The organism is Flavobacterium macrobrachii, from assembly GCF_014486675.1.
Classification (GTDB): Bacteria; Bacteroidota; Bacteroidia; order Flavobacteriales; family Flavobacteriaceae; genus Flavobacterium; species Flavobacterium macrobrachii.
This window is the reverse complement of the sequence record NZ_JACTAC010000024.1, coordinates 1-22,744: the sequence shown is the minus strand read 5'-3', so window position 1 is coordinate 22,744 and position 22,744 is coordinate 1. Positions and strand designations below refer to the sequence as shown.

The 22,744-nt window shown below is 33.0% G+C and carries 24 protein-coding genes; 5 read left to right on the top strand and 19 right to left on the bottom strand.

The genetic code is table 11. The features are described from left to right. The first annotated feature begins 14 nt into the window (after positions 1-14). The 4 genes from IAI56_RS07300 (at position 15) to IAI56_RS07285 (ending at position 4,125) form a co-directional block, all read left to right on the top strand. Positions 15-1,049, top strand: coding sequence for a hypothetical protein (locus IAI56_RS07300; protein WP_187657242.1), 1,035 nt, complete (start codon positions 15-17; stop codon positions 1,047-1,049). Positions 1,050-1,187: 138 nt separating this feature from the next. Further along, positions 1,188-1,637, top strand: a complete 450-nt coding sequence (locus IAI56_RS07295) for a hypothetical protein (RefSeq protein WP_187657241.1) — start codon at positions 1,188-1,190, stop codon at positions 1,635-1,637. 135 nt (positions 1,638-1,772) lie between these two features. Then, positions 1,773-3,110, top strand: coding sequence for a signal recognition particle protein (ffh, locus tag IAI56_RS07290; RefSeq protein ID WP_169522658.1), 1,338 nt, complete (start codon positions 1,773-1,775; stop codon positions 3,108-3,110). 127 nt (positions 3,111-3,237) lie between these two features. Continuing rightward, positions 3,238-4,125 (top strand): bifunctional 5,10-methylenetetrahydrofolate dehydrogenase/5,10-methenyltetrahydrofolate cyclohydrolase, encoded by an 888-nt coding sequence (locus IAI56_RS07285; protein WP_187657240.1) that lies wholly within the window; start codon positions 3,238-3,240, stop codon positions 4,123-4,125. Positions 4,126-4,246: 121 nt separating this feature from the next. On the opposite strand, the gene IAI56_RS07280 is transcribed toward IAI56_RS07285, so the two are convergent. From IAI56_RS07280 to IAI56_RS07270, 3 genes are read right to left on the bottom strand one after another with little or no spacing between them, the layout of a single operon-like run. Continuing rightward, the gene (locus IAI56_RS07280; protein ID WP_187657239.1) at positions 4,247-4,705 is read right to left on the bottom strand and encodes a DUF1569 domain-containing protein; all 459 of its coding nucleotides are present in this window, start codon (positions 4,703-4,705) and stop codon (positions 4,247-4,249) included. 6 nt (positions 4,706-4,711) lie between these two features. After that, complete coding sequence (locus IAI56_RS07275) at positions 4,712-5,131, bottom strand: DUF1456 family protein (protein ID WP_169522655.1); 420 nt, start codon at positions 5,129-5,131, stop codon at positions 4,712-4,714. Positions 5,132-5,185: 54 nt separating this feature from the next. Continuing rightward, positions 5,186-5,986 (bottom strand): alpha/beta hydrolase, encoded by an 801-nt coding sequence (locus tag IAI56_RS07270; RefSeq protein WP_317192440.1) that lies wholly within the window; start codon positions 5,984-5,986, stop codon positions 5,186-5,188. Between the two features lie 57 nt (positions 5,987-6,043). On the opposite strand from IAI56_RS07270, the gene IAI56_RS07265 reads away from it, so the two are divergent. Further along, positions 6,044-6,445, top strand: coding sequence for a TerB family tellurite resistance protein (locus tag IAI56_RS07265; protein WP_187657238.1), 402 nt, complete (start codon positions 6,044-6,046; stop codon positions 6,443-6,445). A gap of 548 nt (positions 6,446-6,993) precedes the next feature. Here the strand turns inward: IAI56_RS07265 and IAI56_RS07260 are convergent. The 16 genes from IAI56_RS07260 to IAI56_RS07185 all read right to left on the bottom strand — a co-directional run bounded on the left by IAI56_RS07260 (position 6,994) and on the right by IAI56_RS07185 (position 22,572). After that, positions 6,994-7,812, bottom strand: coding sequence for a TraB/GumN family protein (locus IAI56_RS07260; RefSeq protein ID WP_187657237.1), 819 nt, complete (start codon positions 7,810-7,812; stop codon positions 6,994-6,996). Between the two features lie 642 nt (positions 7,813-8,454). Further along, positions 8,455-9,837: a serine aminopeptidase domain-containing protein gene (locus tag IAI56_RS07255; RefSeq protein WP_187657236.1), complete on the bottom strand. Its 1,383-nt coding sequence runs from the start codon at positions 9,835-9,837 to the stop codon at positions 8,455-8,457. A gap of 154 nt (positions 9,838-9,991) precedes the next feature. Next, entirely contained in the window at positions 9,992-10,987 is a 996-nt protein-coding gene (locus tag IAI56_RS07250; protein WP_187657235.1) for a hypothetical protein, read from the bottom strand. Positions 10,988-11,058: 71 nt separating this feature from the next. Then, a complete protein-coding gene (locus tag IAI56_RS07245) occupies positions 11,059-11,433 on the bottom strand; it encodes a VOC family protein (protein WP_187657234.1) in 375 nt (124 codons plus the stop codon). A gap of 318 nt (positions 11,434-11,751) precedes the next feature. Next, positions 11,752-12,141 (bottom strand): hypothetical protein, encoded by a 390-nt coding sequence (locus IAI56_RS07240; RefSeq protein WP_187657233.1) that lies wholly within the window; start codon positions 12,139-12,141, stop codon positions 11,752-11,754. 43 nt (positions 12,142-12,184) lie between these two features. Continuing rightward, on the bottom strand, positions 12,185-14,473 hold the full coding sequence (locus IAI56_RS07235; RefSeq protein ID WP_187657232.1) for an alpha/beta fold hydrolase: 2,289 nt from the start codon (positions 14,471-14,473) through the stop codon (positions 12,185-12,187). A gap of 117 nt (positions 14,474-14,590) precedes the next feature. After that, entirely contained in the window at positions 14,591-15,406 is an 816-nt protein-coding gene (locus IAI56_RS07230) for a helix-turn-helix domain-containing protein (protein ID WP_187657231.1), read from the bottom strand. Positions 15,407-15,715: 309 nt separating this feature from the next. Beyond that, a complete protein-coding gene (locus IAI56_RS07225) occupies positions 15,716-16,237 on the bottom strand; it encodes a GNAT family N-acetyltransferase (RefSeq protein WP_187657230.1) in 522 nt (173 codons plus the stop codon). Positions 16,238-16,323: 86 nt separating this feature from the next. Beyond that, positions 16,324-17,112, bottom strand: a complete 789-nt coding sequence (locus IAI56_RS07220) for a PhzF family phenazine biosynthesis protein (RefSeq protein ID WP_187657229.1) — start codon at positions 17,110-17,112, stop codon at positions 16,324-16,326. Between the two features lie 77 nt (positions 17,113-17,189). Further along, positions 17,190-17,798, bottom strand: a complete 609-nt coding sequence (locus IAI56_RS07215; RefSeq protein WP_153209445.1) for a short chain dehydrogenase — start codon at positions 17,796-17,798, stop codon at positions 17,190-17,192. Between the two features lie 76 nt (positions 17,799-17,874). Continuing rightward, entirely contained in the window at positions 17,875-18,429 is a 555-nt protein-coding gene (locus tag IAI56_RS07210) for a Crp/Fnr family transcriptional regulator (protein ID WP_342354539.1), read from the bottom strand. 191 nt (positions 18,430-18,620) lie between these two features. Beyond that, positions 18,621-19,352: an MBL fold metallo-hydrolase gene (locus tag IAI56_RS07205; RefSeq protein ID WP_425323631.1), complete on the bottom strand. Its 732-nt coding sequence runs from the start codon at positions 19,350-19,352 to the stop codon at positions 18,621-18,623. Positions 19,353-19,462: 110 nt separating this feature from the next. Next, entirely contained in the window at positions 19,463-20,035 is a 573-nt protein-coding gene (locus IAI56_RS07200; RefSeq protein ID WP_187657228.1) for a Crp/Fnr family transcriptional regulator, read from the bottom strand. A 268-nt stretch (positions 20,036-20,303) separates the two neighbouring features. Then, positions 20,304-20,861, bottom strand: coding sequence for an HD domain-containing protein (locus IAI56_RS07195; protein WP_187657227.1), 558 nt, complete (start codon positions 20,859-20,861; stop codon positions 20,304-20,306). Between the two features lie 511 nt (positions 20,862-21,372). Continuing rightward, positions 21,373-21,942: a DUF5946 family protein gene (locus tag IAI56_RS07190; RefSeq protein ID WP_187657226.1), complete on the bottom strand. Its 570-nt coding sequence runs from the start codon at positions 21,940-21,942 to the stop codon at positions 21,373-21,375. 72 nt (positions 21,943-22,014) lie between these two features. Then, entirely contained in the window at positions 22,015-22,572 is a 558-nt protein-coding gene (locus IAI56_RS07185) for a GNAT family N-acetyltransferase (protein ID WP_187657225.1), read from the bottom strand. Positions 22,573-22,744 lie beyond the last annotated feature (172 nt).

Sequence of the window (22,744 nt, the reverse complement as noted above, 5' to 3'; positions counted from 1 at the left end):
CGGATTTATATCGTATGAAAACATCTTTTTACATATTGCTTGGTTTTGTTTTTCTTTTATTGACTAGTTGTCAAAAAGAAGAAGAAACTATAATTCAAGACAACACGCAAAGTTTTGCAAAAACATCGCCAATAGCTAGTTTGTTAGCAAGAACTTCTCAGAACCCAACGTCTATCGATAATATATTAGACAACTCAAGTTGTTTCAGCGTTGTGCTTCCCGTTACGGTTATTGTCAATTCGCAAGAAATAGAGGTAACAAATCAAGCCGATTATCAAATAGTGCAAGATGCAATTAACGAATTTTCAAACGATGATGATATTGTAAACTTCATTTATCCAATAACAATCCAATTCCAAAATTTTCAAACTCTTGTAGTTCAAACTCCCGATCAATTAGATGATATTTTAGACGATTGTGGCGACGATGATGGTTTTGATGAAATAGATTGTATTGCACTAGTTTATCCTATTGTAATCAATGTTTATGATAGTAATAATCAAATAGCAGATACCGTAACGATAACTAGTAACTCAATGTTTTTTAATTTTTTAGCCAACATGTCTTCTGCCACTTTTGTTGCCATTAGTTATCCAATTTCGGCAGTAAATTCTAATGGTCAAACCATTACAATCAATTCAAATTCCCAGCTGGAAGATTTTATTGAAGATTCAATAGATGATTGTGATGATAATTCTGGTGGTGGAAGTAATCCTGATTTTTCAGAAGTATTAACTTCAGGAACTTGGTATATTTCTTATTTCCAAGAAGATGATGATATAGAAACGGATGATTATGCTGGATATAATTTCACTTTTGCAAGTAATGGAACATCAATAGCAGTAAAAAATGCAACGACTATAAACGGAACTTGGGAACAATATCTTGATAGCGGTTATAACAAGTTAGAATTGGAATTTAACGGCAATGTGCTTGATGAAATTGAAGAAGATTGGCGAATAATTGAGTTTTCAACAACTGTAATAAAATTAAAACACGTTAGTGGCGGTGATGGAAGTATCGACTATTTGACTTTTACTAAAAACTAAATCTTGTTGAATTATGAATTGTGAAAATCCTAATAAAAAGTCAGTTGCTTATGTTGCATTACAAGTAATAATTTGGATAATAATCACATCAATAGCATATGTTTTCTTAAAACAATAACTTTTTAAAAACTTAACCAAATGAAAAAACTAATTTTAATCCCAGCTTTATTTTGCCTTTTTATGCTAAATGTAGCATCAATGTGCAGTTCTGATGACGATAGTTCAGATGATAATTCGCCATCAACATCAAATGTAAATACCAATGTTACTTCGGGAACTTGGCGTGTAACTTTGTTTCAAGAAGATGGAACGAACCAAACCAGTAATTTTAATGGATATAATTTTTCTATTAATTCCAATGGAACAATGGTAGCGGTTAACGGTTCAACGACCAAAAACGGAACATGGTCAACGTATTCTGATAGTGGTTCAACAAAATTTGATATCACTTTTCCTGATGCCAATGGACCATTTGAAGAAATAACCGAAGATTGGAGAGTTCTATCTTCATCGACAACCAAGCTTGAACTAAAGCACGTTTCTGGCGGCGATGGAAGTATCGATTTGCTCACTTTTGAGAAAAATTAATTTAGAACAAAAACTAAAAATAAGCCAACTGAAAAGTTGGTTTTTTTATTGCATAATTTCAACTTTCTTTATTTGTCAACTTTCTAACTTTAAGTTATCTTTGCCACTTCATTAAAAATAACAAAGCTTACCATTATGTTCAATAACTTAAGTGATAAACTAGATAAAGCGTTTCATATTTTAAAAGGACACGGAAAAATTACCGAAGTCAATGTAGCCGAAACTTTGAAAGAAGTACGTCGTGCATTACTTGATGCCGATGTCAATTTTAAAATTGCAAAAGATTTTACAACTGCGGTTAAAGAAAAAGCAATCGGGCAAAACGTTTTAACAACATTAGAACCAGGACAATTATTGGTTAAACTTGTTAAAGACGAATTAACCGAATTAATGGGTGGCGAAGCTACAGGAATTAACCTTTCCGGAAATCCTTCGGTTATTTTAATGTCTGGTTTGCAAGGTTCAGGAAAAACTACTTTTTCCGGAAAATTAGCAAACTATCTTAAAACTAAGAAAAATAAAAAACCACTTTTAGTAGCCTGTGATATTTATCGTCCGGCGGCAATCAATCAGTTGCACGTAGTTGGAGACCAAATAGGCGTAGAGGTTTATTCAGAACCAGAAAATAAAAATGCAGTTCAAATTGCATTAAATGCTATTCAACACGCAAAATCAAATGGATTTAACGTAGTTATTGTAGATACTGCTGGTCGTTTAGCAATTGATGAAGAAATGATGAACGAGATTGCCAATGTTCATGCGGCAATTAAACCACAAGAAACGTTGTTCGTTGTTGACTCCATGACAGGTCAAGACGCAGTAAATACGGCAAAAGCATTCAATGATAGATTGAATTTTGATGGAGTTATTTTAACCAAATTAGATGGTGATACACGTGGTGGAGCAGCTATTTCGATTAAATCGGTAGTTAATAAACCAATCAAATTCATCGGAACAGGTGAAAAAATGGAAGCCATCGACGTGTTCTATCCATCGCGTATGGCAGATAGAATTCTCGGAATGGGAGACGTTGTTTCCTTAGTTGAAAGAGCGCAAGAACAATATGACGAAGAAGAAGCAAGAAAAATTCAGAAGAAAATCGCTAAAAACGAATTTGGTTTTGATGATTTCTTGGCACAAATTCAGCAAGTGAAAAAAATGGGTAACATGAAAGACTTAGTCGGAATGATTCCCGGAGCCGGAAAAGCATTGAAAGATGTAGAAATAGAAGACGATGCGTTCAAGCATATCGAAGCCATCATTTACTCGATGACACCAAAAGAAAGAACAAAACCGTCAATCATCGATATGAAAAGAAAAACCAGAATAGCAAAAGGTTCTGGAAGAAAAATCGAGGAAGTAAATCAATTGATGAAACAATTTGACCAAATGAGCAAAATGATGAAAATGATGCAAGGTTCAGGCGGAAAAAATTTGATGAGAATGATGGGCGGAATGAAAGGAATGAGATAATAAGGTAAGGTTTAAAGTTTCGAGTGCGAAATTTTAAACCTTAAGTTTTTTTAAATAACAACTAACTACAGCGTTTCATGTTTGCTTACACAACTTTGAACATGAAACATTTAAACCCGAAACAGAAATGGAATTATTAGACGGAAAAAAAATCTCCAGTGACATTAAGGCAGAAATTACAGCCGAAGTAAACAAGATGAAAAAAAATGGTGAAAAAGTGCCACATCTTGCTGCCATTATTGTTGGTAACGACGGAGCAAGTTTAACTTATGTTGGCAGTAAAGTAAAAGCCTGCGAATTGGTAGGTTTTGAATCTACGTTAATCAAAATGCCAAGCACAACTTCGGAAACCGAATTACTAAAAAAAATCATCGAATTGAACGAAGATGATAACATCGACGGTTTTATCGTTCAGTTGCCGTTACCCGAACAAATTGATACACAACGCGTTTTGATGGCTATCGATCCAAGCAAAGATGTTGATGGTTTCCATCCTGAAAACTTCGGAAAAATGGCTTTGGATATGAGTACTTTTATTCCAGCAACGCCATTTGGGATTTTGGAATTATTAGAAAGATACAATGTAGAAACTAAAGGAAAACATACCGTTGTTATTGGCAGAAGTCACATCGTTGGACGACCAATGAGTATCTTGATGGGAAGAAAAGGTTTTCCAGGAAATTCAACGGTAACTTTAACCCATAGTTATACTAAAAATATTGCTCAAATCACAACGCAAGCCGATATTATCATTACTGCACTTGGCGTTCCTAATTATTTAAAAGCCGAAATGATAAAAGATGATGCTGTCGTTATCGACGTTGGAATTACGCGTGTTGCTGACGAAACTGATCCTCGTGGTTATAAAATTACAGGCGATGTAGATTTTGAAATGGTATCTAAAAAAGCATCTTACATTACGCCAGTTCCTGGTGGAGTTGGACCAATGACAATTGCTATGTTGCTGAAAAATACGTTATTGGCTAGAGAACAAAAACGATTGAGTTTAGAATAAAAAAATAGTATTTTAAATAAAAAAGGAATCTCAAAACACCATGTTGAGATTCCTTTTTTTATTCCTAAAATTCTTTTGTGAAACTCTGTGCAATACTTTGCGCAACTCTGTGAAAAAAAAATTACTTCTTAATAATATCTTCAATAATTTTGATATGATGTTTAGTGTGAAGTTTAATGAAATAAATAGTTTCTTTCAGTTTTAAATCACCAAAGAGTGGATGTGTAATAAAACTATCGGGGTGTAAACTTGGAATTTCCTCCACCGATTTTTTTGCAGATTGAACCATCAAAACCAAATCATTTTCGGTAATAGGTTCATAAGTTCTAACATATTTTGGAGCTTTGGCTTTTCCTCTTGGAAAAAAACCTAATCCAAACAAAATCTTTTTCTTCAAGCTAAAAGTCTTCTTGAATTCATCAGGATTTGATTTTTTTAAACCATTAATTACAGCAGTTATTAGTCGCAAGCTGTGATCTATATGCCAACCAACGACAACTTTTGAAACCTTTGCATTCAATTTATTTTCTACTGCAATATGGTTTTCCAGCTGATGAATTAACTCTTTTAGCTCTTGCATATCAAGTTATTTTTTGTTCTTTCCGCTTTTGTACTGAAACTTCTCTACCACTTGAACTTTTGGAGTTTTTGGCTTTGGTTTCGGTTTATTAGCTGGTTTGCTTTTTACTTCAACCTTTGGTTTGGTTTCTGGTTTTGCTTTGGCAGCAATGTTCTTTTTAACTTCCGCTTGATTTTTCTTGATAACATCCATGGCATTCGTTGGGTTTTCTTTCGTGCCACGAAGATAGATTACCAATCCGTTCAAGAAATTACGCAAAACCTGATCGCCACATTCCATATATTTAGGATGATCAGCATTGCGGAAGAAGTTTCCAATTTCGCCTTTCGACATTCTGAAATCTACCAGTTTAAGGATTTCTTCTATTTGATCATCACGCAATTGAAGCGCAACGCGAAGCTTTTTAAATATATCGTTATTATTCATAATTCCTAATTCTTAATTCTTAATTCTTAATTCTTAATTCGCAACTCGCAACTTTTAAAACAGCCAAAGGTAAGCGTTTTTAAAGTTCTCACGCCAAAGTTTTTCATTATGTTGTCCACCTTTTATGATTACGGATTTATTTAGTTTTTTGCATTCACATCGCATGGAGTTTACCCATTTTACCACGTTTTCCATATCAGGAACTACATCGGCATCGCCTTCGTTATCGCCACAAAGGAAGTAGATTTTGGTTTTAAATTTCTCTGTTTTTTTCATTAACTCGTTTAATTCATTTCGGTTGAACCAAAAAGCAGGCGAGAAGCAACCTACTTTCCCAAAGACTTCGGGATATTTCAATGCAGCATAAAAAGAAATCAATCCGCCGAGCGAACTCCCAAAAATAGCCGTGTTTTTTGCAGTGGTTTTAGTTCGGTAGGTTTTGTCAATATGAGGTTTTAAAGTATTTACCAGAAAATCTAGATAATCATCAGCTTTCCCGCCACCATATTTTGCATGGGGAAAAGGCGTTAGTTCTTCAATGCGTTTCTCGCCGCCGTGTTCGATACCGATTACGATTACTTTGGCATTGATACTGTCTAGCGTTTCATCCACATTCCATTCGCCTACATACGATGTTTTGGCATCAAAAAGATTTTGACCATCGTGCATGTAAATGACAGGATATTTTTTGTTGCTATTTTCATACTCTTTTGGAAGGTAAACCCAAATTTTCTTTTTGGTTTTCAATTGTGGCGCATCAATAGTAAAGGTTGAATACCGTTGATTGGTTTCGGCTTGCTGAGCATAAGTAAGCAGGAAACTTAAAAAACAGAAGAAGATTAAAAGAAATTTCACAAGCTTTATTTTAGATTTTTAACAAAAAATTATATTTTAGCTAAAATTACTCATTTGATGGAAAACTACGAACAAAAATTAGCTTTATTATCCGATATGATTGCTTTTGCCATTGTTGATGGCGAACTGCACGATAGAGAATATCAATTTTTGTCGATTGTCGCTGTAGAATTAGGCATCAACAAAACAGAGTTAAACCAACTATTCCACGAAGAAAAGAGAAGTGAAATCATCAAAAGCGAGTTTGAGCGCATCCAACAATTTTACCGTTTGGCTTTGTTAATGCATTGCGACGGCATACTTCATGAACGCGAACAAATAAAAATCCACGAAATAGGCATCAACATGGGTTTAAATCCTCATGCCATTAAACGCGTCTTGAAAGCCATGGAAAAGTCGCCAACCAAAATGATTTCTCCAGAGTTTTTACTGGAAGTCTTTCACGAGCAGTTAAATTAGTTTCTCAATTTATTCTTAACAGCATTTATTTTACCATCAACAATTTGAAATTGAATGGTGTATCCTTTCTTGAACGTTACAAAAAAACAACCTCTCTAAAATTGCTTTTAAAGAGTGGAATTAATCGGGTAAAAAATATAACCTCCAAAAGCCAGAGTCCCAATTATTAAAAATGAGGCTATTATTAGTATAATTTTTTTCATGGTTTGATTTAATTTAAAATGATGCCAACCATTCAGCAGTTTTAGTCACTACTAATGGGTTAAATTTATCTTGCATAATTTGAGCGTAGTTGCCTGAATGCTTAAGCTTAATCCCTTCCTCCATAGAACCTATTAAGGCAAATGCATGATCGGTATCTTCTCAAACAATTGATTTATCATTAAAATGACTTTTCATATTGATTAATCACAATAAAACACAATATTTTAGTATCATGTTTTGTTTTGCTCTGCTGATTGACAGAAACTGCAACTGTAATGTGATGATTGAGTATATAACTATCATGAAATTTAAGGGTTAAACTTAGTGCAATTTTGGGTAGGTCACTATTGTATTGCTTTAACCTTATATCCTTGCTTTCTAAGAAGCTCAAGTACACCTTGACTTCCTGCCAAGTGTCCAGCACCAACCGCAAAAAAAGTAGATGCCTTTTTCATAGCGGGTTCCATAATAGGTATCCAATTACGATTACGGCGGTCTAGCAGTAATTCCTGACTATCCATCATTTCAGGAGACTCAACCATTAGTTGATAAAGTGCGTCTAAATCTTGGCTCTTATAAATGATACTCATACGAGTAAATTCTTTTCTATGAGTATCAAAATCATTGACTATATTCATAATTGAGCGAATCTCTAGTGAATCAGGAATGGCATCAAATACACCTAACTGATCTTCTACTTTTTCTAATCCCAATAGTTCTTTCTTCTGCTCACTTGCCATTTTTACAAAGTTCATTTCATAAGATTCTATAGTAGCACATGAAGGCAAACGTTGAGCAAGTAAACTCATTACCATCATAGGTTTGAATTTATCGAACATTACAAGGTTCATGTTCATTTCTTTTTGTAAAAAAGAATCGAGCTTTTTAAAATTAATTTCCCCAAGTTTGTTTTTTAAAGTCTCAGTCCCTTTTAGTTGCATATGCTGCATCATAGTCGCCTGAAGTTGAGGGTCATCCATGTCAAGTTCAAGATAAACTTGTTTACTAGAATTGAATTTTTGTTGTAGCATTTCTGAAAGAAGAAAATCTTCTTTGCAAATCATATGAATTGTCCCAAACAAGTAGGAAGGCTGCTGTAACCCATTGCCGCTTATTTCCCAAAGAAGGGAATTGTTTTTTTCTCGTTGTGCAATTGATTGCATCGAGCAGATTGAAAATAAAAAAGTAATTACTAGTTTTCGATTACATTGAATCTGATTCATCCATTTCATAAAGTATGTTTTTGATATTTAAGATTATTGAAATTTTAGCGTTAAATTTTAATTTAAAATGATGCCAGCCATTCAACTGTTTTAGCTACTATTAATGGGTTAAATTTATCTTGCATAATTAGTACGAAGTTACCAAGTATCCAATATACCAGCTTTTATATCTGAATAATTTGATTCTAACAATATTGCTAAAATAATTATTATCAGTATAATAGTTTCCCAATGGTTTTTTATAAGCTTTTTTAAATCATTATAGAATTGATTCATATTTTTGATATTTAAGATTATTGAAATTTTAGCGTTAAATTTTAACTTAAAATGATGCCAGCCATTCAACTGTTTTAGCTACTACTAATGGGTTAAATTTATCTTGCATATTTAATACGAAGTTACCAAGCATCCAATATGCCAGCTTTTATATCTGAATAATTGGATTCTAACAATATTGCTAAAATAATTATTATCAGTATAATAGTTTCCCAATGGTTTTTTATAAGCTTTTTTAAATCATTATAGAATTGATTCATATTTTTGATATTTAAGATTGTTGAAATTTTGGCGTTAAATTTTAACTTAAAATGATGCCAACCATTCAGCAGTTTTAGTCACTACTAATGGATTAAATTTATCTTGCATAATTTGGGCATAGTTGCCTGAATGCTTAAGCTTAATCCCTTCCTCCATAGAACCTACTATGGCAAATGCATGATCGGTATTTTCTAAAATAATGGCTTTAGAGTGCTTGGCATTTTTTGCGTTTGTCCAACCAAGCATTGCGGTTGCATACTCTTTATCAATCGCCTCAAAATCGGAAGTTCCATATATGGTAAGGATTGGGCAGGTTACTTTTTCCCAGTACTTTTTAGGGTCTATCTTATTCAATTCTCTATTAAAAGCTAATGACCTATAAATAATGGTGTTGTCTTTTTCATTCCAGCCAAAAACTTGTTGTAGCACGGCATCATATTCCGGTTTATCTTTAATGATTTGCTGTGGTGTTTTATTCTCGTCAAAAATTGCTGTAATCACTTCTTTAGTGTAATTTTTATATTCTAAAGCTACTTCTGGACTATTGCCCGATTGCAACAAACTTCTGTTTATAATTTCGGGATAATAGCTTCCAAAATTAGTAGATAATGTGCCGAATACCATTGCTCCCTTAACCGAAGGATTTGTGCTTGCAAGTATTGGTGTAATCATACCGCCCATACTGTGTCCAAAGAGGTAGATTTTTTTGGAATCGATAGTTTTGTTCTTCATTAAAGATTCTAAACCTGTTTGAAATTGCTCAAGTTCTTGATTAAAAGTCATTTGATCGCAGGTAGTAAATTTTCCCTCACTATCGCCTGCACCTGGTTTGTCAATCCGCATAACGGCATAACCTTGCAATGTCATTTCGTTGCAAAATTGTTCGTATGGGTCTTTTTCTGGTACTTCAATCACCGATTCGCACATATTTCCTTGAATAAAAAGGATAGCTGGTAATTTACCCGAAGCATTAACCGGTTTTGAGAGTAAGGTTCTTAAATAACCGAATGCTGTTTTTATCTCACCATATTCATAATGAATACCTTGTTTAGTTTTGTTTACTTTTGCTTTTGCAGTTGTTGTTAACTGCACAAAAGCTTTATTTCTCCAAACTTTGTATACAACAGGATTACCCACGGTTATTTCTGATAATGGTGGACTAGTAAATGTGCTTACATCAGCAATAGCAGTACCGTTGATTTCTACAATGATATCTCCTTCTTTTATTCCTGCACTTTCTGAAGTAGAGTTTGGAACAACGCCTTCAACAAAAACTCCTTGATCACCGTTAAATGATTTTTCTTGCTTTATTTCAGCAGTTAAAATTTGGTAACGAAACCCATTTGAATATTTTCTTTTTAGAACTTGCGCATTTAGAGAATTCGTAATTGAGCAAAGTAGAAGTAGTATATAAATTGTTTTTTTCATAATTTTTTTAAGATTATTAATTCATTTTTTTTATTGTAAACTTTAAAATTCACCCTTCAATACATCCACGCCGATAAAGTCGGATATTTTAGGACATAGATTGATGTGGAGCACTGAACTGGCAAGTTCTTGTAGTGCTATTACCTAAAGTATTTCATTCTTCAAGTATATATTCAAAATTACCACTTTTGGGAATTTCTAACATTTGTTTTTCATTCATAATATCTGTTGCTTTGGTGTAAATGAAATGATACCACCAAATAAAAAACTCATCAAAAGTAATTTCTTTATCGTAACCTGTTTCTTTGTATATTTTCATACTATATTCCGAATATTGATTTAGAATATTTATGAGCTTAGGCTTAAAAATAGTAGCAATATTATTTAAAATTAGATTGTCAGATTTTGAAATAAAATTTTCGATATCAGAAGACTTCATCCCAATTCTATTGTTCCCATAAATGCTGACGGATTTCCCATCTTTTTCATGATATTGATTCCCATAAATACCAAATGCCTCCCTATTATTTTTGTTGTTTCCCATTACGCTGAAATAGTAATTTTTACCGTGTCTTTTTGGTCTTTGCTCTTTTTTTAAAAAGTCCTTTTCTACATTGTCGATTTGCCAAGAGTCAAGCAGCACATTGCTTAAAATAAGAAAAGACCAATCTTTAAAGTCTTGTTTTTTTGATAAATTAGTTTGCTCGAACTGTTTCTTAATTCTTGGAAGTTCATTTTCAATACTTGCCACTATTTCATTTGCAATAGGTATTGAATACTCAAAAAGTTTGTTGCCCTCTTTTTCTGTAGCAATAAACACAGTTGGCTTGGGATGTCCTTTTTCAATGCGTAGCCAATTTTTACTTTCCAATAGTGATACAATTTGTGCAATCTTATTTTTAGAAAATTTTGTTTTGGCCTCAAACTCTGAAACAGGAATATTTTGGTGTGTTGACACTAAAAACAAGTCCATACTATCTTTTGTGAAATCGAAATCAGGTAAATTGTTTCCACGAGAAATTAAACTATGTTCAAATTTATTTTCGAATATAGCGTCAAGTTCGGTTTTAGAAGATTTATTTTGGTTTTTTTCTTTTGTTTGACAAGAAACAAACATTAGAAGCAAAAGAATAAATATTTTATTTCTCATATGGTGTTAATTTATTTTCATCGTTGTGAATATTGCCAAACCGATATTAGCGGTTGTTTTTTCAGTCGTCATTAGTTAGTTTGATATAATGCAATTCTGTTTCCTTCTGTGTCTTCAAATTCGGCAACAAGTCCAATTCCATTGTCTGTTTTGGGATATAAAATTTGTCCACCATTTGAGGTAGCTAATTTGAGTGTTTCATCAATATTTTCTGTTTTGAAGTAAATCACAACTCCATCTTTTGTCGGTTTATAGATTTCTCCTTTTGCTAATGCACCTGAAATTCCTGAATTTTCTACAGCAAATGGAAACAATGCCATTTCATTATTATCAATGTTTTCTTTGTCAAAGTCAAAGTGGAATACAGCATTGTAAAACTTTATTGCTCTTTCAATATCAGTCACTGGGATTTCAAAATAAACAACTGGGTTTGATTTTTTTGTCATAAGATTTTTGTCAGTTTGTTTAATTGTTGTTTTTGGATTGACGCCACAAGAAGTTAAAAGTTGAATTAACACTCCAAAAATTATTGTTGTCAATATGTTTTTAGTTCTGTTCATTTAGCTTTCTCTATCAATCTACAGGTCGTTTTAAAATTCTCCCTTCAATACATCAACACCAATTGCATAAGCATAAACTTTTCCATTAGCATCTTTGTAAATCCTGATTTTATTACAAGCCATTAATAAAATGACCATCGCCCAGTTTACTATAGGCGATGGTTTTTTTGTATCTTCAAAATTAAAAACTTATGCTTGTGCTAGTTACCGTTGAACACTTCTGATTGTGGTAGTTTCTGTATGAAACACAATAGTTCCCTTTTCTTCATTAATAAATATTTCATCAATTGGCTCATCTCCTTTTTTTAAGATACTTACTTCATTACCATCCTTATACTTGTAAACTATTTTTATAGCGGTAATTTCATTATTCGAATTCCGTTTTATTTTGGATGTATTTAACTGAATCTCATATTGTTTTTCTAAAATTTCAGTAATTCGTTTTATTTCAACATCAGTAGAAGATTTATTGATTGAAAAATCTGTTAACTTGGCATTAACAGTTTCTTGTTTGTTGTTGTTTTCTTTTTGTTGCGCGTTAACAGAACTCATAATCGAGCAAAGTAGTACTAGCGAATAAATTGTTTTTTTCATGATTTTTTTAAGATTATTAGTTCATTTTTTTTTATTGTAAACTTTAAAACTCCCCCTTCAACACATCTACACCAATGGCATAACCATAAACTTTTCCATTAGCATCTTTGTAAATTCTGATTTTATTACAAGCCATTCCTAAATTGACCTTTGCCCAGGTTTTACCACCGTCTTTGGTTTCGTAGCCTGTATTCATGGTGCCTACAAAGCCGTGGTTTTCGTCTATAAAACCAATACCAAATTCTCTTGCTCCAGCATCTTCCACTAAGTTGATTTCATTCCAAGTTTCACCGCCATCAGTTGTTTTGGCAATGCGTTGTTGTTTTACGCTTGGATCTGGATTATAGGATTGTATGGTTACATAGCCAACTTCTTTTGTTGGAAAAGAGGCCTTCCAAGTGCCTTCAAATGGTCGATTGGATTGGTACACCTTTTTCCAGGTTTTTCCGCCATCGCTGGTTTTTAAAATCAAGGCATTGGATTTTTCCATATCTTCATCAGAGGCAGCACAAACAAATCCGTTGTTTTTATCAAACATTTTGATATCAAAGAGCATTTTACAATCGTTGTTCATACTATTGGATGTCCAAGTGGCACCACCATCGTGCGAGACCATCATGTTAGCAGGAGAACCTACACGACCTACTGCATAAATATGTATTTTGTAGTCTATTTTTCCGTGATTAATGTATTGTTCTTTGACAATATCAATGGCACAAAGTCCTTTAACATACGGACCTTTATAGTCAACAGGCTTCCAAGTTTTGCCACCATCTCTGGTTCCATATAATGGAATGGAATCGGTAACATTGGGAAAATAATCTGTTCCAACAGTGCCGGCAAAACCAACTAAATTATCCACAAAGGCAATAGTTCGGAAAAAAGTTCCTTTTTTTTCCAATTGTTTTTCCCAAGTTTCGCCACTATTTTTTGTATTATAAATGCTTCCGTAACCGTTTACATACCAACCTTCTTTTTCATTAATGAAAGTGATATCGTCTTGCTTGCCGGGATAGCGTTCCGTATTCAATTTTTTCCATCCTTTTTCGGGAAGTGTCGTTACATCTTTTTTGGAAAGTACTTCATTGCTCCATTTTACTGCCGAAAGACCTACTTCTTGATTGTATTCATCAAATAATTGTTGAATCTGACCATTTGAAAATTTGTTGTATGCTTCTTGCATTGTACCCGATTTTGCATAAAAATGATCTGTAGAAGGATATGTCATTAACGTTGCATTACCTGGGTTGAAGAAATTAACGGTATTCACAATTTGCTGATGATCTGTTTTAGAAAATGCCTGAAAATCAGATTCACCATATTGTACTAATACTTTTGCAGTTGTATTTTTCCAATTTTCTAAATGAGGGTAATCCTGAATTTGTCTCCAGTACTCTGCATTTCTTGAGTAAATTTTTCCTTTACCATCGTATTCCCAACTAGTGCGTAAAATACTGTCGGCCTTAGTTTCTTTAGCAATATCTTCAAGTTTTTCTTTCTTAACGAAGTAACGATAATTTAAATCATATTGAGCAATTACAGATTGTTCTACTTCAATCGGGTTCATGCCTGATAATGCATTTTGAACGCGATACATTTCGATTTGATACTCAAACCAAGATTTAGCAGTAGTTCCATATACTACAACACCCGCAACCTTATTTTTTGCACTAATTGCTGGCGCAACAATTCCACCCATAGAGTGACCAACAATGATAATTTGGTTGGGATCTACATAAGGAAGTGACTTCAACTTTTTCAATCCAACTTCAAAATTTTCAATTTCATCCAGCAAATCACAAGACTCGCAAGGAGGTGTGTTTTTGCTGTCACCCAAGCCACTTTTCTCAACGCGAAGAGTCACATAACCAGCATCTACATAAGCATCCACAATGCGTTTGTAGGGATGATAAGTTGGTAAATCATCAATACTGCTGCAGGTATATTCCGGAATGAACAACATGGCAGGCATTTTATTTTCTTTAAAGGGCTTGTTAATGATAACGCGCAATTGTCCACCTTTGTAGGCTACCTCGTCGTAAATTACGGTAGCATTATCATCTGTTTCATAAGGACGTGCAACTGCTTTTGCTTTTAAGACAAGTTTCTTTTTACCACGCAAGACCGTTAACTGAACTTCTTGATTTGGAGAATAGGTTAAGAATTTTTGGGTGAATTCATCCGTTGAAGCAAACGTGGAATTACCAATTTTGACAATCAAATCCTTTTCTTGCAATTTAAGCGCAAGACTAGTTCCTCGGGCAACTTGCTTCACTTTACAACCGGAAGTTCCATTTTCGGTGACATATTCTACGCGTGCACCGAATTGCACTTTGCGCTGTAACGATTGACTAAATAATAAATTAAGGGAGCAAATCGAAAAAAATAAAAATAGGTTTTTCATCAGACTAAATATTACATTTAGTGCAAAGATAAATTATGAAAAAATTTAAAGATTGTAAAAATCGGACACCTTTTCTGAAGAATTATTTTCAAAGAATTGCGAAGGAGTTTGTGTGCTAAAGGCTTTAAAATGTTTAATAAAATGCGACTGATCGTAATATCCAGTATCTATCGCAACACTTAACAAATGATTATTTGGGTTTGAAGAGTGCTGTAAAAAAGTTCTAAATTTAATTAAGTTAATGTAATTGATTGGATTCACCCCAACGAATTTATTAAATAATCGATGAATGGTTCGTTCCGAAACCGAGAAAAATGCGGCCATTTGCGCTACATTGCACTGACCTTTTGTAGCGTGAATTTTATTAATGATTGCCGAATACAGAGGTGGCTGACAAACAATTAACTTTGACACTAAAAAGAGTTCCAGTACCTTAATTTTTTTTTCATCGTTTGTTGCTTCTTCTAGCGAATCAACGAGATCGTTAATTTCTTGATTAGTAAAAATATCGTATAAAGAAGTAGCGTCTTCCTCATAAACAACATTCATTGGTATTTTTGTAAATAAACTTAACCCGTTTGGAATTGTAAGTCGCACTGAAATATTCAAAAAATCCCCTGACGTTTTAATTTCACTTGGCTTCATCAATGTGTTCCTTGTACCATATTTCGGCATTATTTGAAAATCAGTTTTGTTTTTTACGAGCAAATCCCCTAACAATGTAAATCCAAATCCGCAGATATTGTTTGGTAAAAACACAGTTGACTCTGTATAGTTAGCCGATCGACGCCAAAATACAATTGACGAGATTTTGTCAATTAAAAGCGGATTTGACACATTATAACTAACTATAGATTCCATTTTAAATACATAAATAGTAACAAAAATAAATATATTTAATTTAATTTTGTATTTCTCTTTCAGTTTTCATGATTTTTTATAACCGAAACGCGTTTTTGTTTTTGTCTTTGGTGTACTGTTATATTCATTTGTATTTTGTAATAGTTGATCTGCATAAAAAAGTTGCGGATTTATAAGCCCTTAATTCACAATTCCTCAAACTGTTTTAGTGCTATTATTTAAATTTTAGAAGTTTTATTGTGTAACTATAGGTACTTATCAAAAATGGATTAAATAGCACTGAAAACAAAAAACTGAGAAGTTATTTTCTTATTTATGGTTTACGTCAATTTCAAATAAACTTACCGTTGCGTTTTCATAATGTGCAGGAAGTCCTTCGGTATTCTTAAGTTTTAATAAACCTAAAAACTCAAAGCCACATCTTGTGTAGTGATTAATTAACCCTGAATTATCGCCAACTGTATCCATTCTTATGAATTGTTTTTGATTTTCTTTGGCATAATTCTTTGCCCATTCTACAATTTTGCCCACTAAATTTTGTCCGCGAAAATCAGGATTGGTTGCAATACGGTGAATGTAAACAGCTGGATCTTCGTTACGTTCCTCCCAAATTTGTGGATCATTAAATGTTGTCGCCCACACACAAGCAATTTTACCTTCTGAAACAATTTTCCATTGTCTGTTTTCTGAAATTTCAGTTTCAATAAGTTTTCTATCAAATTCTGGCCAATGGTTGATAAATCTCGTCTTCTGAAAATCGGTAGCAATTTTATATAAACGGAAAATTTCGTCTGTATCGTTACTGCTGCTATTTTGTATTTGAAAGTTCATTTTTGATTTTCTTTTTAATTTTCTTTTATTTTTGAAGCGAGTCGGTTACAATGACAATCGATATTTTGTTGTTTCAAGAAACTGTTTTATTCTATCCAAAAGTTCCCAACAGAATAGGTTTTTGCTGTTCCGCTAATAATAACTCGGTCACCTTTGTCTTCACAATATAGTTTGCCCATTCGTTCCGAAACTTGTTGCCCATAAAGTACTTTTTTATCGAGTCTTTTTGACCAAAATGGCACCAAAGAACAATGAGCAGAACCTGTTACAGGATCTTCTAAAATGGATGCTTGCGGTGTGAAAAAACGAGAAACGAAATCACATTCATCTCCGATTGCAGTTACAATTATTCCGCCTGGATCAAGGTTGATTTGGTCAAACAATTGTCGGTCAATTTTAATATTTCTAATTGCTGTTTCGTTTTCATAAACCAAAACATAGTCTCTTGATTTTAAAATTTCCTTAGGTTGAATATTTAAAGATTTTGAAATTGTCTCGGGTAAAGTATCTGCAATAGGCATTCTTGATGGAAAGTCCATTTTGTATAGTCCATCTTCAACTTTAACAATTAAGTCGCCACTCAGTGTTTCGAAAACAATTTCATCTTTTTTATAATCTAAAATTGTCTTTAAGCAATGTGCTGTTGCAAGTGTGGCGTGACCGCACAAATCCATTTCAATTTCTGGCGTAAACCATCGCAAATGGATTTTTTCTCCTTTATCTACAAAAAAAGCGGTTTCTGCAACGGCATTTTCTTTAGTTATTTTCAACAAAATGTCGTCTGATAACCAATTGTCAAGAGGCACCACACAAGCAGGATTTCCACCAAAAATGGTATCTGTAAATGCGTCAATTTGGTAAAGTTTTAATTCCATTTTTCTTTTTATTTTATAATAAACAGCATATAGTCAATTTCTTTTTTGAAAAGACTATATGCTGTAATTTTTGTTAATTATGCATCAACAAGTATCACTTGACCAGTAATAAATCCATCAACCGAGCGCTCAAACGCTTTACCAACCAATGCACTTGGTACAGGTTGAAATCCTGGCATCATATCGCCATAAACATCCCAAGCTTCTGCTAAAACTGTTGGATTTACTGAATTTACACGAATACCTCTTGGCATTTCGAAGGCTACACATTTTACAAAGGTATCAATGGCACCACTTGTAGTTGCATCTGCAATAGCAAAAGGAATAGGCTTTAAATTTAGAATACCTGTAATAAGCGTAAAGGAACCTTTATCAGCAATGTATTCTTGACCTATTCTAACAATATTGATTTGCCCCATCATTTTACTCATTACTGTAGTCATCCATTGCGCTTCAGTCATTTCCTCGAAGGTTGCATATTCACATACGCCAACTGTATTCACAACTGCATCAAAGTGACCAACCTCCTTGAATAATTTTCTCAAAGATTCTTCACTGGTAATGTCAACTTGGTAGTCGCAACCGTCTTTTGAACGACCAGCTGTAATCACTTTGTGTTTTCCTAAACCTGTAAGTGCTGCTTTTCCCATTTTCCCATTAGCACCTATTAAAATTACTGTTTTCATATATTTAATTATTTTTAATTTGAAGTGCAAAATTACACTCCTGTCATACTATTCAAGTAGGACATTTGTCTAATAATTAAATCGATGCTCTTATTCTACTTAAATGTCTTTGAGTAATTCCAAGATAGGAAGCTATGTAGTGAAGTGGAATTTGTTGCACAAATTGTGGATAGTTGTTTATCAAATCTACATATCGTTTTTGGGCGTTGGATTTTTGATGATTAAATATCCATTTTTCGAGTTCAACATATTCTTTTTCAGCAATTATTTTTAAAAAATTCAACCATTTATTGTTTGATTCCGCAAGGTTTTCTAATTCTTTTTTTGAAATTGAAATTATTTCAGAATCGGTTAAAGCTTGTAAATTTTCTTCTGATTTATTCTGTGTAATAAATGAAGAATAAGCCACTAATAACGAATTAGGAAAGGTAAAGCAATAGGTTATTTCTTCATCATTATTAGAATAATAGAATGAACGAAAAATGCCAAAATTCACGAAGGAAAGCGTGGTACAGATTTCATCTTGTTTAATGAAAAAATCTCCTTTTTTTATCGTAGAAATAGTCGCTAAACTTATAAATTCATTTATTTCACTATCTGTAAATAAATTGTATTGTTTTAAGTATTCCAACAGTTGATTTTTCTTAAACATAGTACTTGTCTTAAGCTTTAATTCTATAATTCGTATTTATATTTTGCTGCTTTGCAAAGTTAGCAATTACAAGTGTAGAATTTTAAATCCCTTTCAAATCATTGATGATATAAAAAATATGACATTAATTTACTGGCTGTTTTTCTATAAAATCATTTGTACTTAGTTTATCAAAAGACTTTACTTTCTCCATCATTTGGAATAAAAACCTTATCAGAAAGTCCAATTTTTGAAACTTCTACTTTTAATTGTTGTCGTGTTGTCGGGCAATGATTTACAGCTTCTAGATGATTGGCGATTACTTGATTTGGTGCATTTTTTACGAATTTTAAAATGTCGTCCATTCGCATTAACAAAGGTTGAAAAATATCTAATTGTGCTGTTCCAGAAGCCACCACAGCTATTTCAGGTTTTAATTGCGTTAGAACTTTATGCACATCTTCGGTATAAATGGTGTCTGCGCTTAAATACATTGACTTTTCATTTGGTAATTCAATGTAAAAACCCATTACATTTCCCATTGGTTTGGCTACAAATCCGTAACCGTGAACGGCTGGAATACCTTGAATTTTTCCTCCTAGAAAAAGGCTTTCTTTCCAATAATCAACTGTTTGGTAAACGTTTAATCCTTTTTTTCTTAATGTAGCTTCATCTTTTATGCTACAAATAACAGGAATTTGTTTAGTGCGAAGAAAATGCTCTGCTTCCTTGTCCAAATGGTCTGGATGCAAATGCGTTAGTAAACAATGTGTAGTTTTTTCAACGATATCCATTGCATTGCTTGGTAAATCTACAATCGGATTTCGTTGTGGCTTGAAACGGAAAAGTGTAAAAGTGGGTCCTGCTGTTCCTTTTTTTCCAAGCATTGGGTCAACTAATATAAAATTAGCTCCGGTTTCTATGACTAAAGTGGCGTTTCTTAAATGATGTACTTACATTATTTAATAGTTTTAAATTTAAAGTACAAAGTTGCCCAATGTTAAAATAGATTCCATTGATTGAAATCAAGAAATCAAATTCTTTTTCTAATTCTACTCAATGTTTCTGGCGTAATTCCCAAATAAGAAGCAATATGATATTGTGGAATTTCAAGTAACCAATCGGGCTTGTTTTTCATAATATCGAGATACAATTCTTCTGCAGTATTTACAAAATGGTTGAACTCTTCGGTTTCTTTATTAACAACAATTCTTTGAAAAATAGTTTCAATAAATAGTTTTCCACATTTGTATTGGTCTGTAAAAGTCAAGAATTTATCTTTGGATAAAACCCTCAAATCTACATCGGTCAAACATTCTTGATACTTTCTTGTTGCTGTAGAATGTGTAAAGGAGGAAAAATCGGTTATAAAATTTGAATTGGTATAAAAATTAATATTTTTTTCCTTGTCGTTGGTAGCATAATATTCTCGAATAATGCCTTGGTCTAAAAAACGGAGTTCATTTTCAATAGTTCCGTTTTCTAAAATGATTTCCCCTTTTATGTATGATTTAGTTACAAAAGTAGTTACAAATTCTTCTAAACCTTCTTTATTAAAAGGAAATTCATTGCTAAAAAATAAAGATAATTTGTCTTCTTCTGTCATTATTATTTTTAAAGTTGTTTCTGCGGTTCGGCAAAATTGTCACCAACGTTAGACCATGAAAAACCTCCACACCCGAGCCAAAGCGAACAGACCGAGTAATCCTGCCATCAAATATACTAAAATAGTTATTGAACTTTAACTAAAAAAAACAAACCTCCTTTAAATCTCCCGAGACTTCGGGATTAAACGAGGTCAAGATTTTATGTTTTGGCAAATGGATTTGAGAAAACGCTAGTTGTGCAACAGTTACTGCTGTTAGTGGCTGTGCTTATTCGCTAACTGTCACGCAATACTTTAAATAGTCTGATATTTTTTCACAAAGTCTGTGTTCCAAATATTCATTTCCTCCTTTCAATGAATTATAAATTTGAACAGCTTGTTTTTGATATTCTGTAATTTTTTCAAAGCTCCAATGTTCTGGTGGAACTTGTAAGTTTGTTATTCTATCTGCCAATTTCACAGCCCAAACTTCTTTTTGCAATTCCTTAATGCGATTTAGACTATCGTCCATTCTTTCTTCTTTGGAAATTTTAGAATTTTTTGTCAGTGCTAAAACTCCTTGAGCAATTTCTTTCCCAAATTCATTAGCAATTTCATCAAACGTAGTTTCTGTATCCTCTAAAATGTCATGAAGTAAAGCAACTTGAACGGCAAATTCAGAATCAAACTTTTCTGTTTTTTGAGCTGCAATCAGAATTTCCATTGCTACATTACTCAAATGAACAACATAAGGCAAGTTTGTTCCTGGAATTAATTGATTAATGTCCGCATGCTTTTTTGCCGCAAACTTTATAGCTTTTTGATATTTACTTTGTAATTCAATCATGTCATTTATTCTGATACTCTAGCATTGCCACTAACGTCAGACTGTGAAAAAACCTTCACAATCCTAGTACCAAATATAGTAAAATAGTTGTAAGAAAGTTATAGTTTTTTTATCTTTAACGATGCAACATATACAAGGAATAGCTCGCAACCAACTACAAGTAAGCAGTCTAGAAAACACTATTAGTCAGGACAATCCTGTTCTCCCGAAGCGTCGGGATCATAGATGCTTTTGTCAACAGTATCGATTTAGAGAAAATAGGATTTACGCCAAGAGTATTAAAAACCATCCATTTTAACCCAAGTTGTTTCCCTAAAACAAGGAAAGAACTTGGCTTTTATAAAATCAGTCTTTTTAGACTTAAAAAACTCGTTTGTAAGCACTCCAAGTTTTACAACTTTGAATTATAACTAAAAAACTAACCTCCTTAAAATAGCTTCTAAAGAGGTTACTTTTTATAAATATTTTAAAATTTTAGTTTTTTATTGAGGTTGTGCAACAGTTACCCGTGTTAGCGGTTCGTTGTTTTTCTGCCTTGTGTTTTTCCATAGTAATTGTTGTCTAAAAAGCCGTCAGCAATTTGAGAAACTATTGAATGGCTTGAATTCCAAGAATAATATACTTCGTCCGCCCATTTTTTTATTAGTTCAATACATTCGTCTACTGTTGTCGCCTTAGTCAGGTCTTTTGCGGTAATTTCACCTCTGTCTAATGGTTTCGGGACCACAAGAAATTCATTAGGTCTATTTTGTTTATAATCGTTCAAAAAGTCGCTTAGCAACGGAGATTTTTTGTAGTCCCAAGTTTGCTTTTTATCAAGTATCAAATTCAACCTTGTCAAATGAAAATGATTGCTCCATTGTCCGTGAATTTCTGGATGTTGTAAAGCATGTGCGTCAACACTTAAAAATCTTGATATGTGATGTTCTGAATTATTAAAGTCCAAAAGCTGAAGTCCATTGTTATAATTGTCCATACAGTCAAAGATGCCTTTTTGATAGTCTGCACCACAAAACTGACACCTTCCTTTGTCGAGGAGAATTACACCATTTTTATTTGCTTGGTCTATAAAGTCTTGCATTATTTCTTTGTATTTAATCGTGATTTGTGTGCATCGTACTTTAATGGAAGCTATCAGTGGTTCGTTGTTCTATCATTTTTTATTGGCAATATATTCATTGTGCAACAGTGAATAAACAACTGAATCTACAAATTTGCCTGCTATAAGATAATGTTGTCTTAATAATCCTTCTTTAATGAAGAAATTGTTCTCGATGATTTTCAAAGAAGGAATGTTATAACTTCCAACAAGGGCTTCGATTCTGTGTAATTTCAATTCATTAAAGCCATAGTCAATAATTGAACTAACAGCTTCGGTCATCAATCCTTTTCTTTTAAAATTCTCATCAGAAATAGTGTAACCTATTTCTGCGCGCTGATGTTCTTTATTCCAATTATGAAGTCCACATCGACCTATTATTGATTTAGTTGTTTTTTCAGTAAGCAAAAAAAGTATGAAATCCCTATTATAGGATGCATATCCGTTTTTGTACTTATATTCTTCAATATGATAATCTTCGTCTGTTCGGTGCCCTAATATTTTCTTTATTTCGTCTCTGCTAAAATTTTCAAAAATAAAAGTCATATCCTGAGATGAATAACCAGTCAGTTTTAATCTTTGAGTTTCAATTATTTCAGGTTCCAATTTCATTTTATGTTCACGCTTTTTATTTTCTGAATCGTCCTTTACAATGACCGCTAACGGCTACGTATTGGCGATGGTGGGGCATTTGAAAAACGTCAGCTCAACATTTGCACAAATGCCCAATAGAATTACTAATGTTAAATTTACAACTGTCAGCCCCACTATTGCCAATACGCTG

Bases quoted from the DNA above. Each gene is read 5' to 3' on its own strand.
- IAI56_RS07185 (WP_187657225.1), bottom strand. From the start codon at position 22,572: ATGAAATTGGAACCTGAAATAATTGAAACTCAAAGATTAAAACTGACT.
- IAI56_RS07200 (WP_187657228.1), bottom strand. From the start codon at position 20,035: ATGACAGAAGAAGACAAATTATCTTTATTTTTTAGCAATGAATTTCCT.
- IAI56_RS07240 (WP_187657233.1), bottom strand. From the start codon at position 12,141: ATGAAAAAAACAATTTATTCGCTAGTACTACTTTGCTCGATTATGAGT.
- IAI56_RS07195 (WP_187657227.1), bottom strand. From the start codon at position 20,861: ATGATTGAATTACAAAGTAAATATCAAAAAGCTATAAAGTTTGCGGCA.
- IAI56_RS07280 (WP_187657239.1), bottom strand. From the start codon at position 4,705: ATGCAAGAGCTAAAAGAGTTAATTCATCAGCTGGAAAACCATATTGCA.
- IAI56_RS07250 (WP_187657235.1), bottom strand. From the start codon at position 10,987: ATGAGAAATAAAATATTTATTCTTTTGCTTCTAATGTTTGTTTCTTGT.
- IAI56_RS07255 (WP_187657236.1), bottom strand. From the start codon at position 9,837: ATGAAAAAAACAATTTATATACTACTTCTACTTTGCTCAATTACGAAT.
- IAI56_RS07225 (WP_187657230.1), bottom strand. From the start codon at position 16,237: ATGAACTTTCAAATACAAAATAGCAGCAGTAACGATACAGACGAAATT.
- IAI56_RS07275 (WP_169522655.1), bottom strand. From the start codon at position 5,131: ATGAATAATAACGATATATTTAAAAAGCTTCGCGTTGCGCTTCAATTG.
- IAI56_RS07215 (WP_153209445.1), bottom strand. From the start codon at position 17,798: ATGAAAACAGTAATTTTAATAGGTGCTAATGGGAAAATGGGAAAAGCA.
- IAI56_RS07260 (WP_187657237.1), bottom strand. From the start codon at position 7,812: ATGCAATCAATTGCACAACGAGAAAAAAACAATTCCCTTCTTTGGGAA.
- IAI56_RS07295 (WP_187657241.1), top strand. From the start codon at position 1,188: ATGAAAAAACTAATTTTAATCCCAGCTTTATTTTGCCTTTTTATGCTA.
- IAI56_RS07190 (WP_187657226.1), bottom strand. From the start codon at position 21,942: ATGCAAGACTTTATAGACCAAGCAAATAAAAATGGTGTAATTCTCCTC.
- IAI56_RS07285 (WP_187657240.1), top strand. From the start codon at position 3,238: ATGGAATTATTAGACGGAAAAAAAATCTCCAGTGACATTAAGGCAGAA.
- ffh (WP_169522658.1), top strand. From the start codon at position 1,773: ATGTTCAATAACTTAAGTGATAAACTAGATAAAGCGTTTCATATTTTA.
- IAI56_RS07220 (WP_187657229.1), bottom strand. From the start codon at position 17,112: ATGGAATTAAAACTTTACCAAATTGACGCATTTACAGATACCATTTTT.
- IAI56_RS07230 (WP_187657231.1), bottom strand. From the start codon at position 15,406: ATGGAATCTATAGTTAGTTATAATGTGTCAAATCCGCTTTTAATTGAC.
- IAI56_RS07300 (WP_187657242.1), top strand. From the start codon at position 15: ATGAAAACATCTTTTTACATATTGCTTGGTTTTGTTTTTCTTTTATTG.
- IAI56_RS07265 (WP_187657238.1), top strand. From the start codon at position 6,044: ATGGAAAACTACGAACAAAAATTAGCTTTATTATCCGATATGATTGCT.
- IAI56_RS07245 (WP_187657234.1), bottom strand. From the start codon at position 11,433: ATGACAAAAAAATCAAACCCAGTTGTTTATTTTGAAATCCCAGTGACT.